The following is a 23,894-nucleotide window of genomic DNA, read 5'->3' as shown; positions in this document are numbered from 1 at the left end:
GGCCGAAGCCGGTGACGTTGTGCTATGACATACCAAGACAACGGGACGACGCGACGTAGCTTCCTCAAAGCGAGTGCTGGCGCCGTCGGCGTCGCGACGACCGCCGAGGTGACGCTCGCGTACGAACGCGACGGCCACCGCACGACCGTCCAGGTCCGCCGGGACGAGAACGGCGTCCCGCACGTGTACGCACCAGGAGCGGACTCGAGACCGCCCGTGTTCTACGGGTACGGGTACGCGGCCGCCGAGGACCGACTGTTCCAGCTCGAGATGTACCGGCGGTTCTACCACGGCACGGTCTCGGAGGTGCTCGGGCCCGGTGCGACGGCCGAGGACGAAGACGGACCGAACTGGGTCGCGTTTGACCGCGCGGCGCGCCTGAACCGGTCGGGGACCGACGTCTCCGAGCAGATCGAGACCCAGTTGGACGACGAGCACCGCGCGGTCCTGGAGGCGTTCGCGGACGGCATCAATCAGTACGTGCAGACCGTACGGGGCGGCGAGCGGGAGTTCCACCGCGGATTCATCGAGAACGACTTCGAGCCCGAGCCGTGGGACCGCGAGGACGTCGCGGGCGTGTTCGTCGCGTCGATGGCGTACTTCAGCGGGTTCCAGCTGGAGACGTTCGGTGCGTCGCTCCTCGAGTCGCTTCGGTCGTCGAACGACGACGAGACTGCGATGGAGCTGTTCGAGGACATCCAGTGGGGCGAGGACCCTGGCGCGCCGACGTCGGGCGAACCACAGACCGAGGGGTACGTGCCGCCGTTCACGCCCGCGGGCGACTCGGACGCCGGCGGGAGCGACGACGGCGGGGACGACGACGCCACGACCGCGGGTGCGACGGCGCGGTCGACGCCGGGCGTCCGCCACGCTCCCTCGAACCGGATGACGGGCGGCGAGCACCGGCTGCCCGCGGACGCCGCGAGCGCGCACGAGAGCCAGCTCGAGCACTGGCGGACGCTCGCGAGCGGACTGGACCAACTCGGGCTCCCGATCAAGCTCGGGAGCAACGCGCTCGCCGTCCAGGGCGAGCAGACCGAGAGCGGCGACGCGCTCCTCATGGGCGGCCCGCAGATGGGGTTCTCGTCGCCGTCCGTGATGCACGAGGTCGGCCTGCACGGCGCGGACTTCGACGTCACGGGCATCACGGTCGCGGGCTACCCGTTCGTGATGTTCGGGCACAACGGCGACGGCGCGCTCACGAGCACCGCCGGGATCGACAACAGCCTGCAGACGTTCGTCGAGACGATCCGGGCGGCCCCGGACGGGGCCGACCACGACTGGGAGTACGACTTCCAGGGCGAGTGGCTGCCCGTGGAGTCGACGACGGAGACGATCTCCGTGAAGGGCGGCGAGGACGTCGAGCAGACGATCCGGCGGACGCGCCACGGGTACGTCGCGGACTGGCAACCCCCGTCGGCGGACGCCGAGACGGGGGAGGCGGTGGCGGTCACGCGGAGCTACGAGGGCCTCGACATGAACTCGTTCAAGGCGTTCTACGGGTCCCAGTTCGCGAGCGACGCCGAGGAGTTCGTCGAGCGAGCGCAGGTCTGCGACTACTCGCTGAACTTCATGTGGGCGGGCGCCGACGGCGACGTCGCGTACGTCCACGGCGGTCGATACCCGGACAACGAGTCGGTGTCGTGGGACACGCGGCTGCCAGCGGACGGCACCCAGTACGAGTTGACCGAGGACGACTACCTGCGGGCGGTCGACGGCGAGGTTCCGTTCGTCGTCAATCCCTCGACGGGGTACGTCGCGCAGTGGAACAACAAGCCCGCGCCGGCGTGGGACAACGGCGACCTGAGTTACGCGTGGGGGACCGACCACCGCGTCCAGCGGATCATCAACCTCGTCGAGCATCGCCTGGACGCGGACGGTGCGGTCTCGTACGACTTCCTGAAGGACGTCGTGTACGACATCGCGTTCGTCGACCTGCGAGCGATCCGGTACAAGGAACCGCTCGTGGACGCGCTCTCGGACGCGGACCTCTCGGACACGGAGCAGGCGGCGGCGGACGCGCTCGCGTCGTGGAACGACTTCCGGCAGGGCGACGGCGAGGACCACCTCGGCGACTACCCGGTCGGGTACACGGTGTTCGACGCGGTGTGGCCGAAGGTGCTGGAGAAGACGTTCCGGCCGGCGTTCGGGCCGGTGTTCGACCCGGCCCGGGGCACCTTCTTCGACTACCGCTATGGGCGGCCGCTGTTCATGCGGGCGCTGCACGCGGACGAGGTCGCGTTGCCACCCGCGCGGGATTACTTCGCGATGGAGACAGACGACTCGCCGGCCGGCCGCGACGCCGTGTTCCGCGCGGCGTTCTCGGAGGCGGTGTCGGAGCTGGAGTCCGAGTACGAGACGTCGGACGTCTCGCAGTGGCGAGCGTCCGCGCAGGTCGAACCGCTGAACAACCTCTCGCTGTTCGGCGTCCCGATCGGCGTCGGCGACGCGGGCGACATGCCGTTCCTGAACCGCGGGACCGAGAACCACTTCGTGCGCTGCGGCGGCGACGGCGGCAGCGGCGGGTCGGGCAAGTTCCGAGCGGAGAACGTGCTCCCGCCGGGGAACTCCGGGTACGTCGCTCCCGACGGCACCCGCGACGAACACTACGCCGACCAGCTCGAGGACTTCGTCGACTTCGAGTACAAGACCCTCCGGTTCTACCGGAGCGAGGTGATGCCCGCCCTCGACACCCTCACCGTCCTCATGCACGACGACGACGGCGGGAGCGGTGACGGGAACGGCGGCGGGAACGGAAACGGCCCCAACGGGAACGGTGACGGCAACGGAAACGGCGCCAACGGGAACGGTGACGGCAACGGAAACGGCGGCGGTACTGGAGGTGATGGCGGCGAGAGCGAGTAACTCGTCCACTCGGTACGGGGGATTCGAGAGCAGGTGGTTTTATTTCGGAGAGCGCTGAGCGTACCGTATGGCGCAGACGGATCGAAACTACGACATCAAGGGATTGGACCTGACCGACGACACGTACACGGTCGAGCAGGCGCTCGTTCGGAACAAGTACAAGGCGATGGACGCGGCAGGGAACGTCGTCATTCGCGGGAAGCAGAAGATGCTGAAGATGAAGGAGGAGTTCCCGTTCGTCGACGCGGACGGGAACGAGGTGTTCGAAGTGAAGGCCGGCGGCATCATCGACGTCGCCGGGAACTACGTCCTGACGGACTCCCAGACCGGCGAGGACCTCGTCATCCTCGACAACGACTACTCGATCCTCCAGGACACGTGGAAGATCCGCGACGCGCGGACGGAAGCGAAGATCGCGGAGATCAACTCGCGGGGCGCACTCGTCACGCTCGCGCGGAACATCGTGCCGTTCGGCGGCTGGATCCCGCACAAGTACGAGATCACGGACCTGGACGGGAACCACGTCGGGAACATCGACGGCCAGTTCTCGCTGAAGGACCGCTACGAGATCACGATCGACGACGCGAGTACGGTGCCCAAGGAGCCGATCATCGCGGCGGCGATGGTCATCGACGCCATCCAGGGGAACTAGCGTCCCGCCGTCGCGCGACGGCGTCGCCACGTCGCGAGAGAGCACCCCAGATTTCGGGGCTCGTCACGGGGTGCGGAGTTCGAGGACGACCTCGCTCCCCGCTTCGGGGTCGCCGAACGACACGTCGCCGCCGAGCGACCGCGCCACCCACGAGACGACCCGGAGGCCGAGGCCGTCGCCGTGTTCGACGCGGGAGACGTCGCGGTCGCCCGTGAGGAGGTCGCGTTCGTGGTCGGGGATGCCGGGGCCGTTGTCGGCGACGCGGATCCGGACGGCGTCGTCGACGGCTTCGACCGTCAACTCGACCACGGGGTCGGGTCGCTGGGCGTGCTCGACGGCGTTCTCGACGAGGTTCTCGACGGCGAGGCCGAGGCGTTCGTCGGCGTTCGCGACGAGTTCGTCGGGCGCGTTCGTGGTGATCGTCGCGTTGGGGTACGCGTCGCCGAGGCGGTCGGCGAGCGACCGGACGTGTGCGGCGACGTCCGTCGGTTCCGTCGTGAACGCGGAGTCCTTTCGGATCACTTGCTCTAGCTGGTGGACCTTGTCGGCGAGCGCGGCGGCGTCCTCGGCGCGGCCCGTGACGTGCTCGACGATCGCGATGGCGTCCGGGTCGTCGAGGTCCTCGGCGAGCTGGTCGAGGTAGCCGGTGACGACGCCCATGTCGGTGCGGAGGTTGTGTCGGAGGACGCGGTGCAGGACCTGGAGGTGCTGTTCGCGGTCGTACTGGTCGGTGATGTCCGTGTAGATGCCGAACGCGCGGACGTCGTCGCCGTCGACGTGGTAGGGGATGCCCCGGAAGAGGAAGTGCCGGTCGCCGTCGGCGGTCTCCCGCGTGAGTTCGGCGCTGACGGTCTCGTCGGCGAGCGCGTGCGCGTCGAGTTCGTCGGCGACGTCGTCCCGGTTCGGGACGAGCACGTCGTTGACTGGGGTGCCGACGACGTCGGCCTCTTCGTGCCCGAACACGCGCTCGAACGCGGGGTTGACGGAGTCGATGACGGGTTCGCCGTCCCGGAAGCTCGAGTCGACGACGGGGTCGGGGAGGTGCTCGAACAGCGATCGGAAGCGGTCGCGTTCGGCTTCGGCGGCGAGGAGGTCGCTGATGTCTCGGAGTGCGCCGATGGTGCCCCGGTAAGTGCCGTCGTCGTCGGTGAGCAGCGAGAGTTCGACCTCGGTGGGGACGGCGTCGCCGTCCTTCGTGATGGCGTCGGCGCGGTACGTCCGGGTGGCGTCGGGGTCGCCGTCGGCGACGAGTTCGGCGACGAGTTCGGTGCCGCGGTCGACGTCCTCGGGCGGGAAGAACGTGGAGACGTGCGCGCCGAGGACCGCGGAGCGGTCGTAGCCGGAGGCGTCGACGATCTCGTCGCTGGCGAGGACGACGTGCCCGGTGTCGTCGAGGACGTACATCATCTCGCTGACGTTGTCGACGACGGTCCGGTAGAGCGAGAGCGTCTGTTCGCGGCGGGCGCGCTCGACGCCGGCGGCGGCGTTCGCGGCGAGGATCTCGGCGAACTGGACGTCGGCGTCGGTGATGGCGTCGACGCCGTCGGCGCCGACGGCGAGGACGCCGTGGTCGCCGAGCGGGAAGAACATGAGTGCGGCGTCGTCGTGCTCGATGACGGTCGGTTCGCCGCTCTCGAAGACGCGCCCGACGGGTTCGTCGCCGGGGTCGTACGTTCGCTGCCAGTCGTGGTCGGTGGGGCGGGCGGCGGCGAGGACGAGCGCGCCGTTGCCGCCGTTGCCGTCGTTGCCGTCGGCGACGGCGTCGAGCGTGGCGACGTCGTCGACGAGCCAGACGCTCGCGCGTTCGAACGCGAGGATGTCGACGGCGGCGTCCGTGACGACGCTCGCGATGGCGTCGGGTTTGCGCGTCGTCATGAGTTCACGAGCGGTGGCGAGCAGGCCGCCGAGCGTCTGGTCGTCGGGTGTCGCGATGCGGCCGTCGGCGTGGTGGGTGATGCGTTCGCCGAGGCGCGCGGTCGGGTCCGTCCAGACCGACAGCGGGAGGTACTCGGTGGCGGCGCCGCCGGAGACGGCGGCGGCGAGGTCGTCGTCGGGGTCGCGGCTCGTGAGGATCGCGGGGACGCCGGGGTGACTGGTGGTGAGGCGTTCGAGGAGGCGGCGGCCGGTGGGGCCGTCCGTGCGTTCGTGCGGGCAGACGATGCAGTCGACGCGCGTGGACCCGAGGACGTCGCTGGCCTCGGACTGGGTGGCGACGGTGTACACCAGGAGGTCGTCGCGTTCGGCGAGTGCCCGTCGCGTGGCGTCGTCGGCCCCCTGGACGTAGAGGACTGGTGTCTGCGCGCTCATCCGCGTCGGCCGACTCTAGGCGGGGGGGTGACCATGAAACTGTCTGCCGTTGCCGACTCCGACCCGGGCAGACGGTCGACGCCCGATCAGTCCACTCCTCGCTCGCCAGTAGCGGCGTTCTTTCGGATTCGAGTGAATCCCCCTACGATTAAGGCCGTGCCGGTGCATCTACGATTCATGACGCTTTCGACGCTGCTGGTGGCGGTCGGTCCGAGCGACGCGGACCGGGTCGACTCGCTCTCGACGGCGGTCACGGAGGTGGCGGAACCGACCGGCGCGAACGTCGTGCTCCTGCACGTGTTCGCCGACGAAAGCTTCGCGGACGTCCGCGACCAGCTGGACAGGTCCGACGCCAGTCCGACGGCGGCGGCGCGTCGACAGAAGACCGTCCGCGAGCTGACGGCGGCCTTCGACGACGCGGACGTCTCCTACGAGGTCCAGGGTCGCGTCGGCGAGAAGAGCGACGCGATCGTCGCCGTCGCGGAGGACGTGGACGCCGACCGCGTGTTCGTCGCCGGCCGCGCACGGTCGCCGGCGGGGAAGGCGGTGTTCGGGTCGACCGCGCAGTCGGTGATGCTGACCGCGCCGTGCCCGGTGACGTTCGTCCGCGACGGCTCTCGCTGACCGCTGACGGTCGTCCGCGACGGCTCTAGCTGACCGCGGTCGGAAGCGGTGCTCGCGTCGCTGCCGGCGTCCGCGAGCGCGCACTGGCGGCACTGCCAGCACGCCTCACCTTCGTTTTAAGATGTCAGCTCCCGTATATGGGGGTATGGACCACGAGATACGGAACCGGCCCGCGTTCGCCGCCGTCGACATCGAACTGAACCAGGGCGAGAGCATCATGGCGGAGGCGGGCGCGATGGTCTCCCACACCGACGGCATCGACATCCGAACGGACCGCGGCGGCGGCGGGTTGCTGCAGAACCTGAAGCGGTCCATCCTCGGCGGGGAGTCGTTCTTCCGGAACACGTTCACCGCCGACCGGCCGGGGACCGTGACGTTCGCGCCGCCGCTCCCCGGTGACGTCGTCCAGTACGACCTCGACGGGACCGTCTACCTCCAGAGCGGGTCGTACCTCGCGGCGTCGCCCGAGGTGGACGTCGACACGAAGTTCGGCGGCGGCCGGACGTTCTTCGGCGGCGAAGGCCTGTTCCTCCTGAAGTGCTCCGGCAGGGGGCCGGTGTTCATGTCGAGCTACGGCGCGGTCGAGAAGAAGGAACTACGTGCGGGCGAGCGGTTCACGGTCGATACCGGCCACATCGTCGCGTTCGAGGACGGCGTGACGTGGGACGTCCGGAAGGTCGGCGGCCTGAAGTCCACGCTGTTCTCCGGCGAAGGCCTCGTCTGCGACATGGAGGGGCCGGGGACGGTGTGGGTCCAGAGCCGGAGCCCGGACGCGTTCGTCTCCTGGCTCGTCCCGCACCTCCCGACGCGCGAGACGGGGAACGGCGGCGTGAGCTTCGAGATGGGCGGCAACAACTTCGGCGGCGGTGGCGGTCGCGGCGGGAACGTCTAGGTCGTCGACGGCTCTCGGTCGCCACGCGAGGCGGCCCGTTCGCCCGACGGCAGCAACCGATCCGACGACTCCCCCGATACTCGGGTTCGAGTTAATGCTACAGCGTTAAGTGCGAGCGCGACGCTTGCCCGACATAGAATGGCCACGTACGCGGGCGTCGACCTGGGCGCCACGAACATCCGGGCCGTCGTCGGCGACGCCGAGGGACGCGTCGTCGGCTCGAACCGTCGCGGAACACCGCACGGCCCGACGGGCATCGCCGTCACCGAGGCCGTCCTCGACGCGCTCCGCGCCGCGTGCGGGGACGCCGGCGTCGACCCGACGGACGTCGTCGCGTGCGGCATCGGCTCCATCGGCCCGCTCGACCTCGCAGAGGGGAGCGTCGAGGATCCCGCGAACCTCCCCGACACCGTCGACCGCATCCCACTGGCGGGCCCCATCGGGCAGCTCGTCGACAGCGAGCGCGTCTACCTCCACAACGACACCGCCGCGGGCGTCATCGGCGAGCGCTTTCACTCGAGCCGGAACCCCGACGACATGGCGTACCTCACGATCTCCTCTGGGATCGGCGCGGGCGTCTGCGTCGACGGCCGCGTCGTCGCCGGCTGGGACGGCAACGCCGGCGAGGTCGGGCACTACGTCGTCGACCCCCGCGGCCGCATGACCTGCGGGTGCGGGAAGGACGGCCACTGGGAGGCGTACTGCTCGGGCGAGAACATCCCGGCGTACGCGCGCCTGCTCGCGGAGGACGACCCCGGCGTCGACACCGCACTCCCCATCGACGATCCCGACTTCTCGGCGGTGGACGTGTTCGAGCACGCCGACGACGACGCGTTCGCCGCGCACGTCGTCGACCAGCTCGCGCACTGGAACGCAATGGGCGTCACGAACCTCGTGCACTCGTTCGCGCCCATCGTCGTGTTCGTCGGCGGTGCGGTCGCGCTCCACAACGAGGCGCGCGTCCTCGACCCGATCCGCGAGCGCGTCTCCGAGATGGTGATGACGAACGTCCCCGACATCCAGCTGACGACGCTCGGCGACGACGTCGTCGTCAAGGGTGCGCTCGCCAGCGCGATGACGGGCGGGACCGGAGACCGAGCCGACTACCAGCGCTAGGTGTCGTCGACTGCCGCACCGACTGCTGGCACTCGCGACTGGTTCCGGCGCGACCCGGCTGTCGCGGCCGTACTCGCCCGGAACAGTCCGCGCGAGGCACTGTCTGTCATGGTAGGTAAAATCAACGTCGTACATTCAATATGTTTTAACCATCCGGGGACAGCCAGTGGTGGTATGCGACGAAGAGACGTACTCAGATCGAGCGCTGGCGCGCTCGCGCTCGCCGGACTCGGCGGGGTCGCGAGCGCAGCCGAGGCATCGTACGCGCCACGAGGCGAAGTGGCAGTCGAGGGCGCACAGGAAGTCGAGACGACGACCGACGGGACGTTCGCCGCCGTCGCCGCCGGCGACGGCTTCGCGATGATCGACGTGAACGACCCCGCGAACCCGTCGATCGCGTCCGAGCACGGCGACCTCTTGAGCGACCACGACGCCGGCCCGATGCAGATGATCGCGGACGTCAAGATCGACGGCGACCGTCTCCTCGTCACCGGCCCGAACAACGCACCGCAGCAGGGCGAACTCGTGAAGGCCGCGCTGCTCTACGACATCAGCGACCCCGCGAACCCCACGCAACTGGATTCGCTGACAGTCGACCACCCCATCCACAACAGCTTCTACGGGGACGGCTACGCGTACCTCACCATCTCGGACTTCGACTACGAGGGCTTCAAGATGGTCGACACGAGTGGCGACGAACTCGAGGTCGTCTCGGAGTTCTCCATCGTCGACCACGACGACAAGTGGGAGGACGTCCACGGCTTCCTCCGGTCGTGTCACGACCTCTACGTGCAGGACGACGTCGCGTACCTCGCGCAGTGGGACGCCGGCACGTTCATGGTCGACGTCAGCGACCCGCAGAACCCGTCGGTTATCGGTCGCGCGGGCGGCCTACCGGCGGACGAGCTCTCGCAGGTCACTCGACAGAACCTCGGCCTCGTCGGCCTCCAGCCGCCGGGTAACTCGCACTACGTCCGGCCGGACGAGGACGCGAACTACCTCTACAAGGGCGCCGAGTCCTGGGACGGGAACCCGGACGACGACAAGCGCGGTGCGAGCGGCATCACGGTGTACGACATCTCGGACACGGCGAACCCCGAGGAGGTCGCGCGGATCCACCCGCCCGGTTCCGAGGACGAGGGTCGGGGCGGACAGTTCACGACGAGTCACAACTTCTCGATCCGGGGCGACCGCCTGTTCTCTTCGTGGTACTACGGTGGCGTGATGGTCCACGACGTCAGCGACCCCGCGAACCCCGAGCGGTTGTCGTGGTGGCGCAAGCCCAGCGAGACGATGTTCTGGGGAGCGAAGGTCGCGGGCGATCGCGACTTCTTCGTCGCCGGCAACATGCAGGGGAGCGTGATGACGTTCCCGACGTCGGCCGGCGAGATGTCGGACCCGCCGGGCGCGTTCACGCCGCCGGAGGAGACGAGCATCGTCACGGACATCGACTGGTCGAAGTACACGGCCAGCGAGACGACGACGACGACGACGGCGGACCCGACCACGACGGAGCCGACGACGACCGAGCCGACCACGGAGCCGACGACGACCGAGCCGACCACGGAGCCGACGACGGCGAGTGGCGGCGACGGGCAGACGACCGCGGGCGACGATACGACGACCGAATCCAGTGGGTCGCCCGGGTTCGGTGCGCTCGCGGCCGCGGGCGGCATCGGACTCGGTGCGGCGCGCCTGCTCGCGGACGACGACGACGCGAGCGAGGAGTAACGCTCCGCGACGGCGAGTCGTCCGCGAGCAGGCGCGGACGACGCCCCGGCGTTCGGGCGCCTCTTCGTTCGAGTCAGTTCGGTAGACAGTCTTATCCGGGTTCCTTGGGTGGTTCGTTGCATGGACGAGGATCTGTGGTCCCCGCGGCGTCGTCGCGTCCTCCGTGCCGGTGCGAGCGCCGTCGCCCTCTCGGCGCTCGGAACGACTGCGAGTGCCTGGACGACCGCGAGTGCAGGGACGACTTCGAGTGCCGGGACGACCGCGAGTGCAGGGGCCGCCGCCGCGGCGTACGCCCCTCGCGGCGAGGTGGACGTCGACGATGCCGCGGAGGTAGTCGTCGACCCGGCTGGTGAGACGGCGTTCGTCGCAGTCGGCACCGGATTCGTGAGCGTCGACGTCTCGGACCCGACCGCGCCAGCGGTCGTCGGCGAGGCCGCGGACCTCCAGAGTCCCGAGGGCGAGCCCGTCCGCGAGGTCCTGGACGTGAAGTACGACGACGGGCGGGTGCTGGTGCCGACGGCCGCACAGGGCGGTGGGCCGCGTGGGTTCTACGTCTACGACGCCTCTGATCCCGCGAACCCGACGCAGGTCGGGGAGTGGTTCCCGACGCCGAATCACGGCAACCACAACGCGTTCCTCGTCGACGGCGTCGCGTACCTCACGGGCGGCCTCCTGGTCGATATCGTCGACGTCTCCGGAGAGTCCTTCGAGCGGCTGGCGACGTGGCAGCCCGGAGACTGGAACGAGGACTGGAGTCGACTCCCGAACACGACCCTGCACGACCTCTACGTGCGGGACGGGTACGCGTACTGTGCGTACTGGGACGCGGGCGTGTTCGTCCTCGACGTCTCGGATCCGGCGAATCCGTCGTTCGTGTCGCGCGTCGGCGAATACACGCTCGAAGAGATACGGGACCTCTCCCAGCAGGCGTACCTCGAGCCTGGCGGGAACGCGCACTACGTGACCGTGAACGAGGACGCGACGCTGCTGGCGGAGGGCGGCGAGTCCTGGGACCTCGAGGCCGGCGACGACAGCGGCGGGCCCTCCGGAATCACCTTGTTCGACGTCTCGGAGAAGGCGAACCCGACCGAGGTCGGGCACGTCGACCCGCCGGTGTCGCGGAGCAACGCGTACCGCGGCGGGACGTGGACGACGAGCCACAACTTCGACCTCCGGAACGGCCGACTGTACGCGTCCTGGTACCAGGGTGGGGTGAGCGTCCACGACGTGAGCGACCCCGCGAACCCCGAGCGGATCGCGTGGTGGGCGGCGCCGAGCGAGCGCGCGTTCTGGACGGCCCAACTCGCGAAGCCCGGGGAGTTCTTCGTCGCGTCGAGTCACGCCGAGTCGGGGATGAGTGGGAACGTCACGAGCGGGCTGTTGACGTTCCCGGACGCGGCGGGCGAGATGGCGACGTTGCCGTCGGCGGTCGCGTGGACCGAGGCGGAACTGGAGGCGCGTGCGACGACGAGCGCCGCGACGACGACGGCGACGGCGGCGCCATCGACGACGACGAGGTCGGTGTCGACGACTGCGACGCCGACGCCGGAGTCGACCGCGGAGCCGACGACCGAGTCCGGGGCGTCGCCGGGCCTGGGCGTCCTCGCAGCGCTCGGTGGCCTCGGCGTCGGCGCCGCTCGCGTCCTCCGCGGTATCGGCGAGGAGTGAACGCGCGGAGTTCGAGCGATAGGGACGGTTGACCCGATCGGCCCGCTCGACTCGATCGGCTCGGGCGGTTCGAGGAGTGCACTCGGTCACGGAGCTAGTGTACGTACGGCGAGCGCTCGCTGGACGGAACGCGAGTCGCCGGCCGACTCCAGATATGACAACACTTTTGTGTTTCCGGTCTGGGGTGTGGGGCATGGTCCACGACGCTAACCACTTCGAACGCAGAGAGGTGCTCCTCGCGAGCGCCGGTGCCCTCTCCGTGCCGCTCCTCGGCCAGACAGCGAGCGCCACGTCGTCCGATAGCAGCTCGGTCGGGTCGCCACCGGCGACGTACGAACCGCTCGGGCGCGTCGACGTGAACGGCGCGAAGGAGGCCGTGACGACGCCGGACGGCGAGTACGCGTTCGTCGCCACGGGAACCGGATTCGTCACCGTGGACGTCTCCGACCCCACGAATCCGAGCATCGCGAACGCCACCCAGCACCTCACGGACCCCGACGGAACCGACGTGCAGCAGGTCGCGGACGTGAAGTACGACGACGGCCGACTCCTCGTCCCGACCGCGTTCCAGGGCGAGGGGCCGCGTGGGTTCTTCCTCTACGACGTGAACGACCCCACGAACCCGTCGCAGGTCGGGGAGTGGTTCCCGACGCCCGAGCACGGCAACCACAACTCGTTCCTCCACGACGGGATCGCGTACCTCACGGGGAACACGAGCGACGGGCCGAAGGTGGACATGATCGACGTCGCCGAACCGCCGTTCGAGCGCGTCGGCACCTGGCAGCCCGGTGACTGGAAGGAGGAGTGGGCGAGCCCACCGAGTACGGCGATCCACGACCTCTACGTGCAGGGCGACTACGCGTACTGCGCGTACTGGGACTCGGGGACGTTCACGCTCGACGTCTCCGACCCCACGAACCCGACGTTCGTCTCGCGCGTCGGCGACTACTCGCGCGACGAACTCGACGACTTCGGGCAGAGCGAGTACGTCGAACCGGGCGGGAACGACCACTACGTCGCCGTGAACGAGGACGCGACGCTGCTGGCGGAGGGCGGCGAGTCCTGGGACTTGGAGAAGGGCGACGACTCCGGCGGCCCCTCGGGAATCACGCTGTTCGACAACTCGGACAAGGCCAACCCCGAGCGACTCGCGCACATCGACGCACCGGCGACGGACGACCACACGTACAGCGAGGGGTCGACGTGGACGACGAGCCACAACTTCGACATCCACGGCGACCGCCTGTACGCGTCCTGGTACCAGGGCGGCGTGAGCGTCCACGACGTGAGCGACCCCGCGAACCCCGAGCGGATCGCGTGGTGGGCGGACGCAGACGACATGGCGTTCTGGACCGCCCAGCTCGCGGTCGAGGGCGAGTTCCTCGTGGCGTCCGCCGCCGGGAGCAACGGCACCGGCACCACCGCGCTGGTGACGCTCCCCGACGACGCGGGCGGCAGGATGACGTCGCCGCCCGAGAGCGTGACCTGGCAGACCGACGGCGCCTACCCGAGCGCCGACGAGGCGTCGACCACCACGCAGCCGGCGACGACCACGACCGAACCGACGACCACGGAACCCACCACGACCGAGCCGACGACCACGGAACCCACCACGACCGAGCCGACGACCACGGAACCCACCACGACCGAACCGACGACCACGGAACCCACCACGACCGAACCGACGTCGACCGCGCCGACGGAGGACGGCGGGACGGCGCCGCCGGGCGGGTCCGAGACGGCGACGACGGTGTCCGACGGCGAGTCCGTGCCCGGGTTCGGCGTCCTCGCGGCGCTCGGTGGCCTCGGCGCCGGCGCGGCACGCGTCCTCCGCGCCGACGACGAGGACGACGCCTGAACTCGAATCCACGACCGGGTCCTCGCGTCGGGTCTGTCACGGTCGTTCTTGACGGTCGTGCCACCGATACCCAAGCGTTATCCTCGCCGGCGAGCAACTTACACGCAATGAGTACGGACGCCCGCGACGGCGACGCCGACGGGGAGACGCTCCAGGAGCGCGTCGAGACGTGGCTCGTCAAGCAGATGCCGATCATCCAGATGCACGGTGGCACGAGCGCCGTCCGCGAGGCCGACCCCGAGACGGGCGAGGTCGTCGTGGAGCTGGGCGGTGGCTGCAAGGGCTGCGACGTCGCGAACATCACCACCGGGAACATCGAGGCGGAGCTCCTGACGTGGGAGGAGATCTCGGACGTGACGGTGCGCGTCCCCGAGGCCGGCGAGAGCCTCGGCGTCGACCAGGCCGAGTCCATCATGGGCGTCGACCGAACCGAGGGCGGCCGCGGCGACTGGGGGTCCTCGAACCCCGGCAAGGACAGCTTCTAATTCCAGGGGACTCCACCGGCGGTCGCCGGGTGACTGGCGAGGTCGCCGCGAGCCGAACCGTTATCTCTCGCAGGGCACGAGGCCCGACGTGGAGTATTCCATCGTCGACCTGTCACCGATTCCCGACGCGGGGACGGCGACGGACGCGTACGCGAACACCGTCGAGGCCGCACAGCAGGCCGAGCGCCTCGGTTACTCGCGGTTCTGGGTGGCCGAGCATCACGGGATGGCGAGCCGGCTCGCGGGGACGACGCCGGAGGTCCTCCTCGGGCACCTCGCCGCGGAGACCGACGCGATCCGGATCGGGTCGGGCGCGGTCCTCCTGAATCACTACAGTCCGTTCAAGGTCGCCGAGTCATTCGGCGTCCTCGACGGACTCGCACCGGGGCGCGTCGACCTCGGGCTCGGGCGCGCGAACGGGTCGCCGGCCGTCGACCGCGCGCTCGGCACCGACCGTCGCGTCGAGAATCCCGACCGCGATCACGTCCAGAAGATAGAGGCGGTCGTGAACCACCTCTACGACGACTACCCGGACGGCCACGAGTACGCGGACGTCGAGATCCCGCGCTCGGGCGACGGCCCGCCGGAGCCGTGGGTGCTCGGTTCGAGCACTGCGAGCGCCAGCATCGCGGGGGAACTCGGGCTCCCGTTCTGCTTCGCGGCGTTCATCCGCCCGTCGTTCGCGACGCACGCGTTCGAGGCGTACCGCGAGGAGTTCGACTCGTCGGCGCTCGCCGCGAGCGTGGACGAACCGACTGGGATGGTCGCCGTGAACGCAGTCTGCGCGCCGACCGACGAGGCCGCCGCCCGACAACGTGCGGTCGCCGAGGCCTCATTCAAGCGGATGCAGCGCGGCGAGATCGGGACGACGCCATCCGTCGAGGAGGCGATCGAGGAACTCGGCGGCGTCCCGGAGCCGACGCCGGCGACGCTCGACGACGACGAATGGCCGCGCGCCATCTCCGGCAGCCCCGAGACGCTCGACGGCCTGCTCTCGCAGCTCGCCGACCGCGTCGGCGTCGACGAGGTGATGATCCAGCACGTCGTCGCCGACCACGACGACGCCCTCCGCTCGCACGAACTACTCGCCGACGGCGTCGGCCTGGAACCGCGGCGCTAAGGAGTCCTCGAACGACCGCAATACCCTATCGCCGACCACCAGCCGGCGGTCGCTCCTGTCGGCTCTCGCCGCTGTTCCCGACCGAGGAGACCTTCTCCCGGAGTTCGTTCGCGATCGACTGCACCTGATCCCGGAGCGACGCGACCTCCGCCTCGAACGCCTCGACGTCGCGCTCGACGTGGTAGACGCGCTGGCTCGGAATCCGCAGCACGCGGTCCTTCCCCTCGTCAGTCTCGCCGGTCTTGACCATCCAGTGGTCCTGGAAGTACGCCACCTGCTCGTTCTCGACTCGCTTCTCGACGGGGTCCTCGTCGGGGCCCTCGTAGACGATCGTCGCCTGCCCGAGGTCCTCGTCGACCCCCTCGTCCGGTGCGTTACGGTCGCGCTCGTGACCCTCGTCCGGTGCGTTACGGTCGCGCTCGTGACCCTCGTCCGGTGCGTTACGGTCGCTCTCGTGACCCTCGTCCGTCGCGTTGCTATCGCTCATGACGGTTCGTGCTTTCGGCGGCAGGTCCTTCGGTCGCCTGCTTGCGTTTGAAGCGTTCCAGGGACGGGCGTGGCCGCTCGCTCGCACGGCGACGTCGGACGCTCCCGAGGAGCGACGAGCGCCTCCGGTCGTGGTCGACGGGGACGCGTTCGCGAACCGTACGGCGAGAACGCTCGCGGAGGAGAGTTCGAGAATCCGGTCGTCGTCAGTCCCGGCCGAGCTTCTCGCGGCTGATCTTCACGCCCGTCGGCGTGACGATGAGCTGGTCGTCGCCCTTCTGGACGATGTCTCCGCCCACTTCGTCGGCGACCTGCCGGAGTTCGTCGACGATGTGCTCGACGGTGCGGTCCTCGGTGCGCAGGCGCGTGATGTCGGCGATGACGAGGTCGCCGTCGTAGACGGCGTCCTTGATGTCGATCGCGTCGGCCTGCCCGTCGACCTCCGCGATGTGTACCTGCATCGCCGCGTCGCCCGAGGCCGCGGCGTCGAAGTCGTCGACGTCGAGTTGCACGTAGTCCTCGGTGCTGCGAGAGTCGCGCCCACCGAGAATCTTGCTCATGAAGCCCATACCGGAGTAGGTCCGACGGCAACCGTATAATTCTTGCGTCAGTCCGCGTCGAACCTCGGCGACGACGACGGGACGATCGCACGAACCCGTCAACTCGGTTGCGACTGCGAACCGCCACCGAGTGCAGTTCTCGAAAGAGTCTTATCTGTTCTCAAATAACTTCGGTGTGTGCGACAGTCGCGGTTCTCGCTGCTCGGCGCCCTCCTGCTCGTCGTCCCACTCGGTTTCGCGGCGATATTCGGGTGGCGGACGGCCCTCGAACAGTCGACGATGCCGTTGATGTTTCTCACGGCACTCCTCGCGATTCTCGCGGGGCGCGTCGCCGCAGTTGAACTCGGCGGCGTCCGCCTCTCGTGGCGGCACCTGCTCGCGACGGCGTACGTCCTCGCGGCGATCTCGTTCCCGCTCCAGCAGGCACCGCGAACGCTCGCAGGAGCCACGTCCACGGGACAGCACGTCCTGTTCGGTGCGACCGTCGTGACCGCGTGCTGTCTCGTCTTCTTCGCCGTCGAAATCGCGCGCGACGGTCGGCACTTCGAGATCACCGCGGACGTCGACCGCGTCTTCGCCCTCTGAGTCCACACTCGAGCAGCTCTGTCCGGAGGCTGCCGGAGGACGGACTTTTGCCGACCGAGTCGCTACCGGGTGGCATGACGTTCAGTATCTGCGTTCGCGAGACGTACGAGGACGACGACGGCGCCGAGCAGACGCGCTTCGGCGTCGCGGTGACGACGCGACTGCCGGGCGTCGGGACGATGTGCCCGTTCGTCTCCGAGCACGGCGCGATCGCGACCCAGAGCCTCGTGAACGAACGCCTCGGCCGGAAGGGCGTCGAGTACCTCGACGACGGCCTCCGCGTCGAGGACGCCCTCCAGTCGCTCCTGAACGCCGACGAGAACGCCGCCGCGCGCCAGCTCCACGGCGTCGGGCGCCACGGCGAGTTCGCGTACTCGGGCGAGGACTGCATGGACCACTACGACGACATCGTCCGCGAGAACCACACGGTCGCCGGGAACCTCCTCACCGGCCAGGAGGTCCTCGCCGCGACCAGCGAGGTGTACGAGGGCACGCGCGACGACGACCGCCCGCTCGCACTCCGCCTGATCGACGCGCTCGAGGCCGGCCACGACGAGGGCGGCGACAAGCGCGAGGACCTCACCGTCCAGTCCGCCGCCGTCAAAGTCGAGACGACCGAGGACCGCGACCCGGAGCCGTACTACGACGACCTCCGCGTGGACGCGACCGAGACGCCGCTCGCGGACCTCCGGGAGACGTACGAACTCGCGAAGCAGGGGTACGAGGCCGCCCTCGAGAAGTACGGCGACGCGTACGAAGACGACGACGTGGACGCCGCCCAGGAGTAGTCAGCGGACGGCGTCGCGGAATCGAGCCGCCGCCTTAGACGTCGAACTCGTAGAGGTCGTCGCCGACGTGGTGGACGCTCTCGACGACCTTCCCCTCGGACCCGACCATGTCGTCGCCCGACGTGAGCGCGCGCCCGATCGCGAGCACCTTCCCGTGGGACTCCTCGGCGATGGCGACGAGGTCGCTCTCGGCGATGTCGTCGTCGGCCTCGACGATCCCGGGCCGCATGACGTCCGCGCCGTTCGAGACGAACGAGATCGCGCCCGCGTCGACGGTGACGACGTGCGTCCGCGGTTCGTGCGCGTTCGCGCCGGCGACCGTGAGGAACGGTTCGTCCTCGACGTAGACGACGTCCGGGCTGCCGTCGACGAGGACGACGTCGAACTCGCCGCCCTCGATCTCGACGAGCTCGTACGTGTCGCCGTCCAGGTCGACGCCGAGCGCGTCCGCGACGGCGTCGGTGACCTCGCGTACGTCGTCGCTCCGGAGGTGATGCCGGGACTTGACTTCCATACCCGTGAGTACCGACAGCGACCGGCTTAAAAGGCGTGCTCTCGGGCGGTCGCGGGCGATTCCGGGGCCGGAAGCGTCGTCGCGTACGGTGATTTCGGGCCGCGGGCGAAACTACAAGTTCCATCGCTTCGTCGGTCCACGCATGTGGCGGTCACGGAACGGTTCCGGAGGCGAACCGGTGGCGTGCGTCGCCTGCGGTGCGGAGGTCGACCGGGACGAGGCACGCGAGTACGACAAGCACGGCGACCGGTGGGAGCGCACCGGGAAGGAGTTCGAGTACCTCTGCAAGCCGTGCTTCCGCCGGGAGTGCCATCAGCCCCGGGACGAACTGGAGTCGCTGCTCGTGGAACTGGACGCCGGCGACGGCTCGAGTACCGAGGCGTTCCTCGCCGCGTACGTCGAGGCGGTCGACGAGCGATACGGCCAGATCGAGGAGTAGCGCCGCGGTCCGATGCCCGGTATCGGGCTAGAGCCCGGTGTCTGCGGTCTCGTCGCGCATCGTGCCGAGGAACTGCATGAAGTCGGTGCCGCCGGTGCCGGTGGCGTCGCCGGTCGCGGCGACGATGTACTGGACGACCTGCGTGAGGTGGACCTTCCGGAAGTCGTGGAGCGCGTCGATGGCGTCGTTGTACGCGTCGACGACCGCGGGATCGCCGTCGGCGACGAACGCGCGGAGGCCGTCGGCGGCCTCGAACTCGGCGACGACCTCGCGGTGGGGCGGCGGCATGTACGCGCGCATGTCTCGCAGATGGTCGATCAGGTTCGTCGCGGCGTGCTCGACGTCGAGCGCGCCGTCGAGCGCGGGCATCACGGAGCTCTGTGCGCCCGAGCCGCCGCGGAACGACTGCGGGCCGGAGAGGGCGTCGACGCCCTCGTAGACGACGTCGTCGAACCCGTCGAAGTACGGGCGGTACGCGGTCGCGAACACGTCGGGGTCGTTCCCCTCGGTCATGCGCTGCATGACGCGCGTGCAGTCGCCGAGCGCTTCCGCGATCTCGCGGCACGCGGCCTCGAGGAGCGCCGGGTCGTCGTCGGCGACGCCCCGGTAGGCTTCGGCGCCGGCGACGAGCGCGCGCCCGGCGGCGGCCTCGATGGCGACGTGGACGGCGTAGAACCAGTCCTCGTCGCCGAGGGCGGTGAACGAGAGGAGCGGGTCGACGTTCTCCACGGTGAACCCCTCGTCGGGGTCGCACAGGCGCCAGTTGTGGAGCGCTTGCGTGTCGTACGCGAGCATCGGCTTCCGATCGAGGCGATTCGATGATTCGTAGAGCGGGACGGCGACGCCCGCGGGGATCGCGTCCACGGGGTCGGCGTCGACGAGGTGGACGTGCGCGCTCGCGAGGAACCCGCTGACTTGCCGGAGGCGGACGAGCTGGCGGTCGGTGAGGGCGTCGCAGACGTCGGCACCGATGGGGTCGAGGGCGCGCGTTCGCTCGCGGAGGTCGCCGTCGGCGACGTGGTCGGGGAGGCCGTCGGCGAGCGCGTCGAGCGCGTCGAGGCGGTCGCCCGCGCCCGGTGGCACGGGGTCGTCGCGGAACGAGACGAGGGGGTCGGCGTCGGGGAGGAACCCGCGCGCGGCGCTGACGCCGCGAGCGCGCGGGTCCGGGAGCGACCCTGACTGCTGGTCCATGCGGGACACGTAGGACGTACGGGGCCAACAAAGTTCCCGGCGGGTACCGTTCGTCATCCGGCGCTATCGGGGCTCAGACTACAGAGTCGTCCGTCCACGCTCGAACCTGTACAGTGGTCGTTCGGCGCGCTCGCGGACGGCCCGAACGGTCGCTACTCGTCGACGTCGCCGACCGCGCTGTCGACGTCGCCGACCACACCGGCGACGTCTGCGACCGAACCGGCGACGTCGTCGAACGCGTCGTCGGCGAGCGTGACGTCGTCGGTGACCGAGCAGAAGCCGTGCGCGAGCGTCGGGTAGTGGGCGTGCGTGACGGGGACGCCGGCGTCGGCGAGCGCGTCCGCGTACGCGACCGCCTCGTCGCGGAGGACGTCGACGCCGGCGGTCGCGACGACCGCGGGCGGCGCCGCCGCGAGGAGGCCGTCGTCGGCCCGCAGCGGGACGGCGAACGGATTGTGGGCGTCGACGGGACTGCGGAGGTAGTGCTCCCAGCCCCACGCGACGTCCGCGGTCGACAGGAGCGCGGCGTCGCCGTGCTCCGCGTACGACTCGCGGAGGCCTCCGCCCGCGCCGAACGCGCTCTCCGCGGAGAGCATCGGGTACAGCAGCACCTGCACGTCGAGCGGGACGCCCTCGTGGCCGGCGCGGAGCGCGGTCGCGGCCGCAATCCCACCACCGGCGCTCGTCCCGGCGACGCCCACGCACCCTGGGTCCGCGCCGAACGCGTCCGCGTACTCGCGAGCCCACTCGACGACCGCATACGCGTCGTCGACCGCCGCCGGGAACGGGTGCTCGGGCGCGAGCCGGTAGTCCACGGAGAACACGACGCGGCCGGTGCGGGCGGCGAGTTCGCGGCAGACGTCGTCCGCGGAGTCGAGCGTCCCGAGCACGAACACCCCACCGTGCGTGAACACGAGCGCACCCGGCGAGCCGTCGCCGGTGCTGGTCTCGGCCGGCGGTCGGTACGCCCGCACGGGCACGTCGCCGCCGGGGCCGTCGATCGCGAACTCGCGGACGGCCGCCATCTCCGGCCCGCCGCCGTCCCCGAAGACGTCGTCCTCGAGCGTCCGCGCCGCGGTCACGGACAGCGAGTGCCACGGCGGCAGGCCGCGCTCGGCGAACGCGTCCACGAGCGCCGCGAACTCCGCGTCCAACTCGCCGCTTGCTGCGTCGGTCATACGCGTGCCGTCGCCCGGCCGCGACATAATCCCACCGTCGACGTCCCCCGCCGCCGACGGCGCGACCCCCAGCGAACTGCACCGCGAGCGCTTCCACGCCACGCGTCGCTTCCGGCACCGAAACCGGTACGTGGCCCGCCGCCGACGCATCCCGCATGGACGACACCGAACAGGGCGACGCGCTCGCTCGCGCTCGCGAACGAGACGAATCCGACCCGCTCTCGGCGTTCCGCGAGCGCTTCGAGATCCCCGACGATTACTACATGGACGGGAACTCTCTCGGACCCATCTCCGCGGACGCCGAGGCGAGCCTCCAGAACGCGGTCGACGAGTGGCGCGACCTCGCCATCCGCGGATGGACCGATTCGGACCCCGAGTGGTTCCACTACGGCGAACGCCTCGGCGACGAGCTCGCGCCGCTCGTCGGCGCGCGCGAGAGCGAGGTCGTCGTCGCCGACTCGACGACGCTCAACATCCACAAACTCGTCGGGTCGTTCCTCGACGCGCGCGGCGACCGGCCGCCGGGCGTCCTCGTGAACGACCTCGACTTCCCGACCGACCACTACGCGATCGCCGCCCAGCTCCGCCAGCGCGGCCTCGACCCCGACGAGCACCTCCACCGGGTCGAGTCCCCGGACGGCCGAACGGTACCCGCCGAAGCCGTCGAGCGCGCGCTCGACGAGCACGACGTCGGCATCGTGTTCATGCCGAGCGTCCTCTACCGGAGCGGCCAGCTATTGGACGTCGAACGCATCGCCGAACTCGCGCACGACCACGGCGCGTTCGCGGGGTTCGACCTCGCGCACTCCATCGGTGCCGTCCCGCACGAACTCCACGACCTCGGCGTCGACTTCGCCGTCTGGTGCAGCTACAAGTACCTGAACGCCGGCCCCGGCGCCATCGCCGGCCTCTACGTCCACGAGGACCACCACGACGTCCACCCGAACCTCGCGGGCTGGTGGGGCAACGACAAGGCGACGCAGTTCGACATGGCCCTGGAGTTCGACCCGGCCGACGCCGCCGGCCGGTTCCAGGTCGGGACCGTCCCCGTCCTCTCGGCCGCGCCGCTCCACGGCGCGCTCGACGTCGTCCACGACGCCGGCATCGACCGCATCCGCGAGAAGAGCATCCAACTGACCGAGACCCTGATCGACCTCGCCGACGACCGCCTCGCCGAGTACGGCGTCGACGTCGGCACCCCCAGAGAGCCCGCCCGCCGCGGCGGCCACGTCGCTCTCGAACACGACGAAGCCTACCGCATCAGCGAAGCGCTCCGCGACCACGGCGTCGTCACCGACTTCCGGAAACCCGACGTCGTCCGCGTTGCCCCCGCCCCCCTCTACACGCGCTTCGAGGACGTCCACGACGTCGTCGCCATCATCGAAGAAATCCTCGAAACCCGCGAATACGAGGAGTACGAGCCCCAAACCGGCGGCGTGACGTGACCGAGTAACGTCGACTGGGTGGTTCGCGTCTCGGTGCCTAGAGGACGCGGAGGTCACGCGGGTACTCGGTGAGGTTCTCGTAGCCGTCGTCGGTGACGACGACGAGGTCCTCCAGGCGGACGCCGCCGACGCCCTGCTCGTAGAGACCGGGTTCGACGGTTACGACGTTCCCGGCCGCGAGTTCGCCACCCTCCGGCGCGAGGTACGGCGCCTCGTGGACGTCGAGGCCGACGCCGTGACCCGTGGCGTGCGTGAACCCGTCCTGGGTCCCGTCGTCCGATCGTAGCGTCGGATACCCCGCGTCCTCGTAGACGTCGCAGACCGCGTCGTGGACGGCCTCGCCGGAGACTCCCGGCGCGATGGCGTCGAGCGCCGCCTCGAACGCCTCGACCGTCAGCTCGTACCACTCACGGGTGCGTGCGTCTGGCTCGCCCTTCACGAACGTCCGCGTCATGTCCGCGAAGTACCGGGTCTCGATGTCACGCGGGAAGATGTCGACGACGATCGGCTCGTTCGCCTCGAGCGGCCCCGACCCCGAGTCGTGGCCGCGTGCGGCCGCTGGACCAGCCGCGACGATGCAGTCGTCCAATCGACACCCCCGCTCGAGGAGCGCGATCTCGACGCGCTCGCGAACGCGCTCGCTCGTCAGGACGTCGCCGTCGAGGACCAGGACGTCGTCCTCGACGACCGCACGGGCGAGGAGGTCCTCGACGAGCGCCATCGCGGCCTCGTTCGCGTCCTGCGCGGCCGCGACGTGCTCGACTTCCGCGTCGGACTTGACCGCGCGGATGTCCTCGAGCGCGTACGCGTCGTCCCACGCGACCCCGACGCCTGCCTCGCGGAGCACGTCCGCGGTACTAACGGGGAACGACGCCGGAACGAGGACGGAATCGACGCCCGCCGCTGCGACGAACGCGGCCGTCACTTGCTTGGACGCGACGCGGGGATCGTCGTCGGTCTCCTCGTCGTCGCCGTACGCCGTGGTGTCGTAGACGTCGTCGCCATCGCTCTCGGTCCTCGCCCGCGAATATTCGAGTGGCGAGACGAGGAGCGAGACGCGCCCGTCCGCGTACAGCGTCACGAAGTCGTCGGGCGCGTGATACCCCGAGAGATAGTACTGGTTGCTGTCCTCACCGTCCGCGTCGACGAGGTACCCGTCGACGCCGGCGGCTTCGAGTCGATCCGTTAGCGATGGCGCGGAGGGACTCACGGCAGCGGATTCACGGGAGACCGTTAAGAAACCCCGCGTCCAACGATGGCACGACGCACAGACCGGCGCGTCGCGACGCTTCACAACCGCCCCGCACAGCACCGCGGAGTGCGCCATCGACCGCGGGCAACGTCGCTCGCCGCTTCGCGGCTTCGCGACGCCTGTCGACACGTTTTCCTG

The 23,894-nt window shown here is 69.9% G+C and carries 21 protein-coding genes; 14 read left to right on the top strand and 7 right to left on the bottom strand.

From position 1 onward, the window contains the following. The first annotated feature begins 24 nt into the window (after positions 1 to 24). Together G9C85_RS10770 and G9C85_RS10765 are read left to right on the top strand one after the other, a co-directional pair. The gene (locus tag G9C85_RS10770; RefSeq protein WP_193570694.1) at positions 25 to 2,865 is read left to right on the top strand and encodes a penicillin acylase family protein; all 2,841 of its coding nucleotides are present in this window, start codon (positions 25 to 27) and stop codon (positions 2,863 to 2,865) included. Positions 2,866 to 2,932: 67 nt separating this feature from the next. After that, complete coding sequence (locus tag G9C85_RS10765; RefSeq protein ID WP_166039797.1) at positions 2,933 to 3,517, top strand: LURP-one-related/scramblase family protein; 585 nt, start codon at positions 2,933 to 2,935, stop codon at positions 3,515 to 3,517. A 63-nt stretch (positions 3,518 to 3,580) separates the two neighbouring features. On the opposite strand, the gene G9C85_RS10760 is transcribed toward G9C85_RS10765, so the two are convergent. Then, positions 3,581 to 5,824 carry a PAS domain S-box protein gene (locus G9C85_RS10760; RefSeq protein WP_166039795.1) on the bottom strand — a complete coding sequence of 748 codons (2,244 nt, stop codon included), beginning with the start codon at positions 5,822 to 5,824 and terminating at the stop codon, positions 3,581 to 3,583. 177 nt (positions 5,825 to 6,001) lie between these two features. Here G9C85_RS10760 and G9C85_RS10755 point away from each other — a divergent pair, with 177 nt between their 5' ends. The 8 genes from G9C85_RS10755 (at position 6,002) to G9C85_RS10720 (ending at position 15,318) form a co-directional block, all read left to right on the top strand. Then, positions 6,002 to 6,448 (top strand): universal stress protein, encoded by a 447-nt coding sequence (locus tag G9C85_RS10755; protein ID WP_166039793.1) that lies wholly within the window; start codon positions 6,002 to 6,004, stop codon positions 6,446 to 6,448. Positions 6,449 to 6,593: 145 nt separating this feature from the next. Next, positions 6,594 to 7,340, top strand: coding sequence for a TIGR00266 family protein (locus G9C85_RS10750; RefSeq protein WP_166039792.1), 747 nt, complete (start codon positions 6,594 to 6,596; stop codon positions 7,338 to 7,340). Between the two features lie 138 nt (positions 7,341 to 7,478). After that, the gene (locus G9C85_RS10745) at positions 7,479 to 8,456 is read left to right on the top strand and encodes an ROK family protein (protein WP_166039790.1); all 978 of its coding nucleotides are present in this window, start codon (positions 7,479 to 7,481) and stop codon (positions 8,454 to 8,456) included. Positions 8,457 to 8,630: 174 nt separating this feature from the next. After that, positions 8,631 to 10,187, top strand: coding sequence for an LVIVD repeat-containing protein (locus G9C85_RS10740; protein WP_166039788.1), 1,557 nt, complete (start codon positions 8,631 to 8,633; stop codon positions 10,185 to 10,187). Positions 10,188 to 10,307: 120 nt separating this feature from the next. Then, on the top strand, positions 10,308 to 11,855 hold the full coding sequence (locus G9C85_RS10735) for an LVIVD repeat-containing protein (protein WP_166039786.1): 1,548 nt from the start codon (positions 10,308 to 10,310) through the stop codon (positions 11,853 to 11,855). Between the two features lie 193 nt (positions 11,856 to 12,048). Next, positions 12,049 to 13,713 (top strand): LVIVD repeat-containing protein, encoded by a 1,665-nt coding sequence (locus G9C85_RS10730; protein ID WP_166039784.1) that lies wholly within the window; start codon positions 12,049 to 12,051, stop codon positions 13,711 to 13,713. A gap of 107 nt (positions 13,714 to 13,820) precedes the next feature. Then, a complete protein-coding gene (locus G9C85_RS10725; RefSeq protein ID WP_166039782.1) occupies positions 13,821 to 14,198 on the top strand; it encodes a NifU family protein in 378 nt (125 codons plus the stop codon). A gap of 88 nt (positions 14,199 to 14,286) precedes the next feature. After that, entirely contained in the window at positions 14,287 to 15,318 is a 1,032-nt protein-coding gene (locus G9C85_RS10720; RefSeq protein ID WP_166039779.1) for an LLM class flavin-dependent oxidoreductase, read from the top strand. A 25-nt stretch (positions 15,319 to 15,343) separates the two neighbouring features. On the opposite strand, the gene G9C85_RS10715 is transcribed toward G9C85_RS10720, so the two are convergent. Both G9C85_RS10715 and sepF read right to left on the bottom strand, forming a co-directional pair. Next, the gene (locus tag G9C85_RS10715) at positions 15,344 to 15,805 is read right to left on the bottom strand and encodes a hypothetical protein (protein ID WP_193570693.1); all 462 of its coding nucleotides are present in this window, start codon (positions 15,803 to 15,805) and stop codon (positions 15,344 to 15,346) included. Positions 15,806 to 16,010: 205 nt separating this feature from the next. Next, complete coding sequence (gene sepF, locus G9C85_RS10710; RefSeq protein ID WP_166039777.1) at positions 16,011 to 16,373, bottom strand: cell division protein SepF; 363 nt, start codon at positions 16,371 to 16,373, stop codon at positions 16,011 to 16,013. Positions 16,374 to 16,541: 168 nt separating this feature from the next. On the opposite strand from sepF, the gene G9C85_RS10705 reads away from it, so the two are divergent. Together G9C85_RS10705 and G9C85_RS10700 are read left to right on the top strand one after the other, a co-directional pair. Further along, positions 16,542 to 16,949 carry a hypothetical protein gene (locus tag G9C85_RS10705; protein WP_166039775.1) on the top strand — a complete coding sequence of 136 codons (408 nt, stop codon included), beginning with the start codon at positions 16,542 to 16,544 and terminating at the stop codon, positions 16,947 to 16,949. Between the two features lie 74 nt (positions 16,950 to 17,023). After that, complete coding sequence (locus tag G9C85_RS10700) at positions 17,024 to 17,737, top strand: DUF1028 domain-containing protein (protein WP_166039773.1); 714 nt, start codon at positions 17,024 to 17,026, stop codon at positions 17,735 to 17,737. Between the two features lie 34 nt (positions 17,738 to 17,771). On the opposite strand, the gene G9C85_RS10695 is transcribed toward G9C85_RS10700, so the two are convergent. Then, a complete protein-coding gene (locus G9C85_RS10695) occupies positions 17,772 to 18,251 on the bottom strand; it encodes an RNA-binding protein (protein WP_166039771.1) in 480 nt (159 codons plus the stop codon). A 142-nt stretch (positions 18,252 to 18,393) separates the two neighbouring features. Between G9C85_RS10695 and G9C85_RS10690 the strand changes: the two genes are divergently transcribed. Further along, complete coding sequence (locus G9C85_RS10690; protein WP_166039769.1) at positions 18,394 to 18,690, top strand: hypothetical protein; 297 nt, start codon at positions 18,394 to 18,396, stop codon at positions 18,688 to 18,690. 27 nt (positions 18,691 to 18,717) lie between these two features. On the opposite strand, the gene G9C85_RS10685 is transcribed toward G9C85_RS10690, so the two are convergent. Together G9C85_RS10685 and G9C85_RS10680 are read right to left on the bottom strand one after the other, a co-directional pair. Then, entirely contained in the window at positions 18,718 to 19,881 is a 1,164-nt protein-coding gene (locus tag G9C85_RS10685) for an indoleamine 2,3-dioxygenase (RefSeq protein ID WP_166039767.1), read from the bottom strand. Between the two features lie 152 nt (positions 19,882 to 20,033). Further along, positions 20,034 to 21,059, bottom strand: coding sequence for an alpha/beta hydrolase (locus tag G9C85_RS10680; RefSeq protein ID WP_166039765.1), 1,026 nt, complete (start codon positions 21,057 to 21,059; stop codon positions 20,034 to 20,036). Between the two features lie 155 nt (positions 21,060 to 21,214). Here G9C85_RS10680 and kynU point away from each other — a divergent pair, with 155 nt between their 5' ends. Beyond that, positions 21,215 to 22,504 (top strand): kynureninase, encoded by a 1,290-nt coding sequence (gene kynU, locus G9C85_RS10675; protein ID WP_166039763.1) that lies wholly within the window; start codon positions 21,215 to 21,217, stop codon positions 22,502 to 22,504. Between the two features lie 37 nt (positions 22,505 to 22,541). On the opposite strand, the gene G9C85_RS10670 is transcribed toward kynU, so the two are convergent. Then, entirely contained in the window at positions 22,542 to 23,714 is a 1,173-nt protein-coding gene (locus G9C85_RS10670; RefSeq protein ID WP_369680797.1) for a M24 family metallopeptidase, read from the bottom strand. Positions 23,715 to 23,894: the final 180 nt, after the last annotated feature.

Origin of the sequence: Halorubellus sp. JP-L1 (assembly GCF_011440375.1) — an archaeon.
Lineage (GTDB): Archaea > Halobacteriota > Halobacteria > Halobacteriales > Natrialbaceae > Halorubellus.
Note: the sequence above shows the minus strand (reverse complement) of the source record. Positions and strands in the feature narration are given on the sequence as shown.

Excerpts from the sequence above, each read along its gene's own strand:
- G9C85_RS10770 (WP_193570694.1), top strand. The coding sequence starts at position 25 with ATGACATACCAAGACAACGGGACGACGCGACGTAGCTTCCTCAAAGCG.
- G9C85_RS10765 (WP_166039797.1), top strand. The coding sequence starts at position 2,933 with ATGGCGCAGACGGATCGAAACTACGACATCAAGGGATTGGACCTGACC.
- G9C85_RS10760 (WP_166039795.1), bottom strand. The coding sequence starts at position 5,824 with ATGAGCGCGCAGACACCAGTCCTCTACGTCCAGGGGGCCGACGACGCC.
- G9C85_RS10755 (WP_166039793.1), top strand. The coding sequence starts at position 6,002 with ATGACGCTTTCGACGCTGCTGGTGGCGGTCGGTCCGAGCGACGCGGAC.
- G9C85_RS10750 (WP_166039792.1), top strand. The coding sequence starts at position 6,594 with ATGGACCACGAGATACGGAACCGGCCCGCGTTCGCCGCCGTCGACATC.
- G9C85_RS10745 (WP_166039790.1), top strand. The coding sequence starts at position 7,479 with ATGGCCACGTACGCGGGCGTCGACCTGGGCGCCACGAACATCCGGGCC.
- G9C85_RS10740 (WP_166039788.1), top strand. The coding sequence starts at position 8,631 with ATGCGACGAAGAGACGTACTCAGATCGAGCGCTGGCGCGCTCGCGCTC.
- G9C85_RS10735 (WP_166039786.1), top strand. The coding sequence starts at position 10,308 with ATGGACGAGGATCTGTGGTCCCCGCGGCGTCGTCGCGTCCTCCGTGCC.
- G9C85_RS10730 (WP_166039784.1), top strand. The coding sequence starts at position 12,049 with ATGGTCCACGACGCTAACCACTTCGAACGCAGAGAGGTGCTCCTCGCG.
- G9C85_RS10725 (WP_166039782.1), top strand. The coding sequence starts at position 13,821 with ATGAGTACGGACGCCCGCGACGGCGACGCCGACGGGGAGACGCTCCAG.
- G9C85_RS10715 (WP_193570693.1), bottom strand. The coding sequence starts at position 15,805 with ATGAGCGATAGCAACGCGACGGACGAGGGTCACGAGAGCGACCGTAAC.
- sepF (WP_166039777.1), bottom strand. The coding sequence starts at position 16,373 with ATGGGCTTCATGAGCAAGATTCTCGGTGGGCGCGACTCTCGCAGCACC.
- G9C85_RS10700 (WP_166039773.1), top strand. The coding sequence starts at position 17,024 with ATGACGTTCAGTATCTGCGTTCGCGAGACGTACGAGGACGACGACGGC.
- G9C85_RS10695 (WP_166039771.1), bottom strand. The coding sequence starts at position 18,251 with ATGGAAGTCAAGTCCCGGCATCACCTCCGGAGCGACGACGTACGCGAG.
- G9C85_RS10690 (WP_166039769.1), top strand. The coding sequence starts at position 18,394 with ATGTGGCGGTCACGGAACGGTTCCGGAGGCGAACCGGTGGCGTGCGTC.
- G9C85_RS10685 (WP_166039767.1), bottom strand. The coding sequence starts at position 19,881 with ATGGACCAGCAGTCAGGGTCGCTCCCGGACCCGCGCGCTCGCGGCGTC.
- G9C85_RS10680 (WP_166039765.1), bottom strand. The coding sequence starts at position 21,059 with ATGACCGACGCAGCAAGCGGCGAGTTGGACGCGGAGTTCGCGGCGCTC.
- kynU (WP_166039763.1), top strand. The coding sequence starts at position 21,215 with ATGGACGACACCGAACAGGGCGACGCGCTCGCTCGCGCTCGCGAACGA.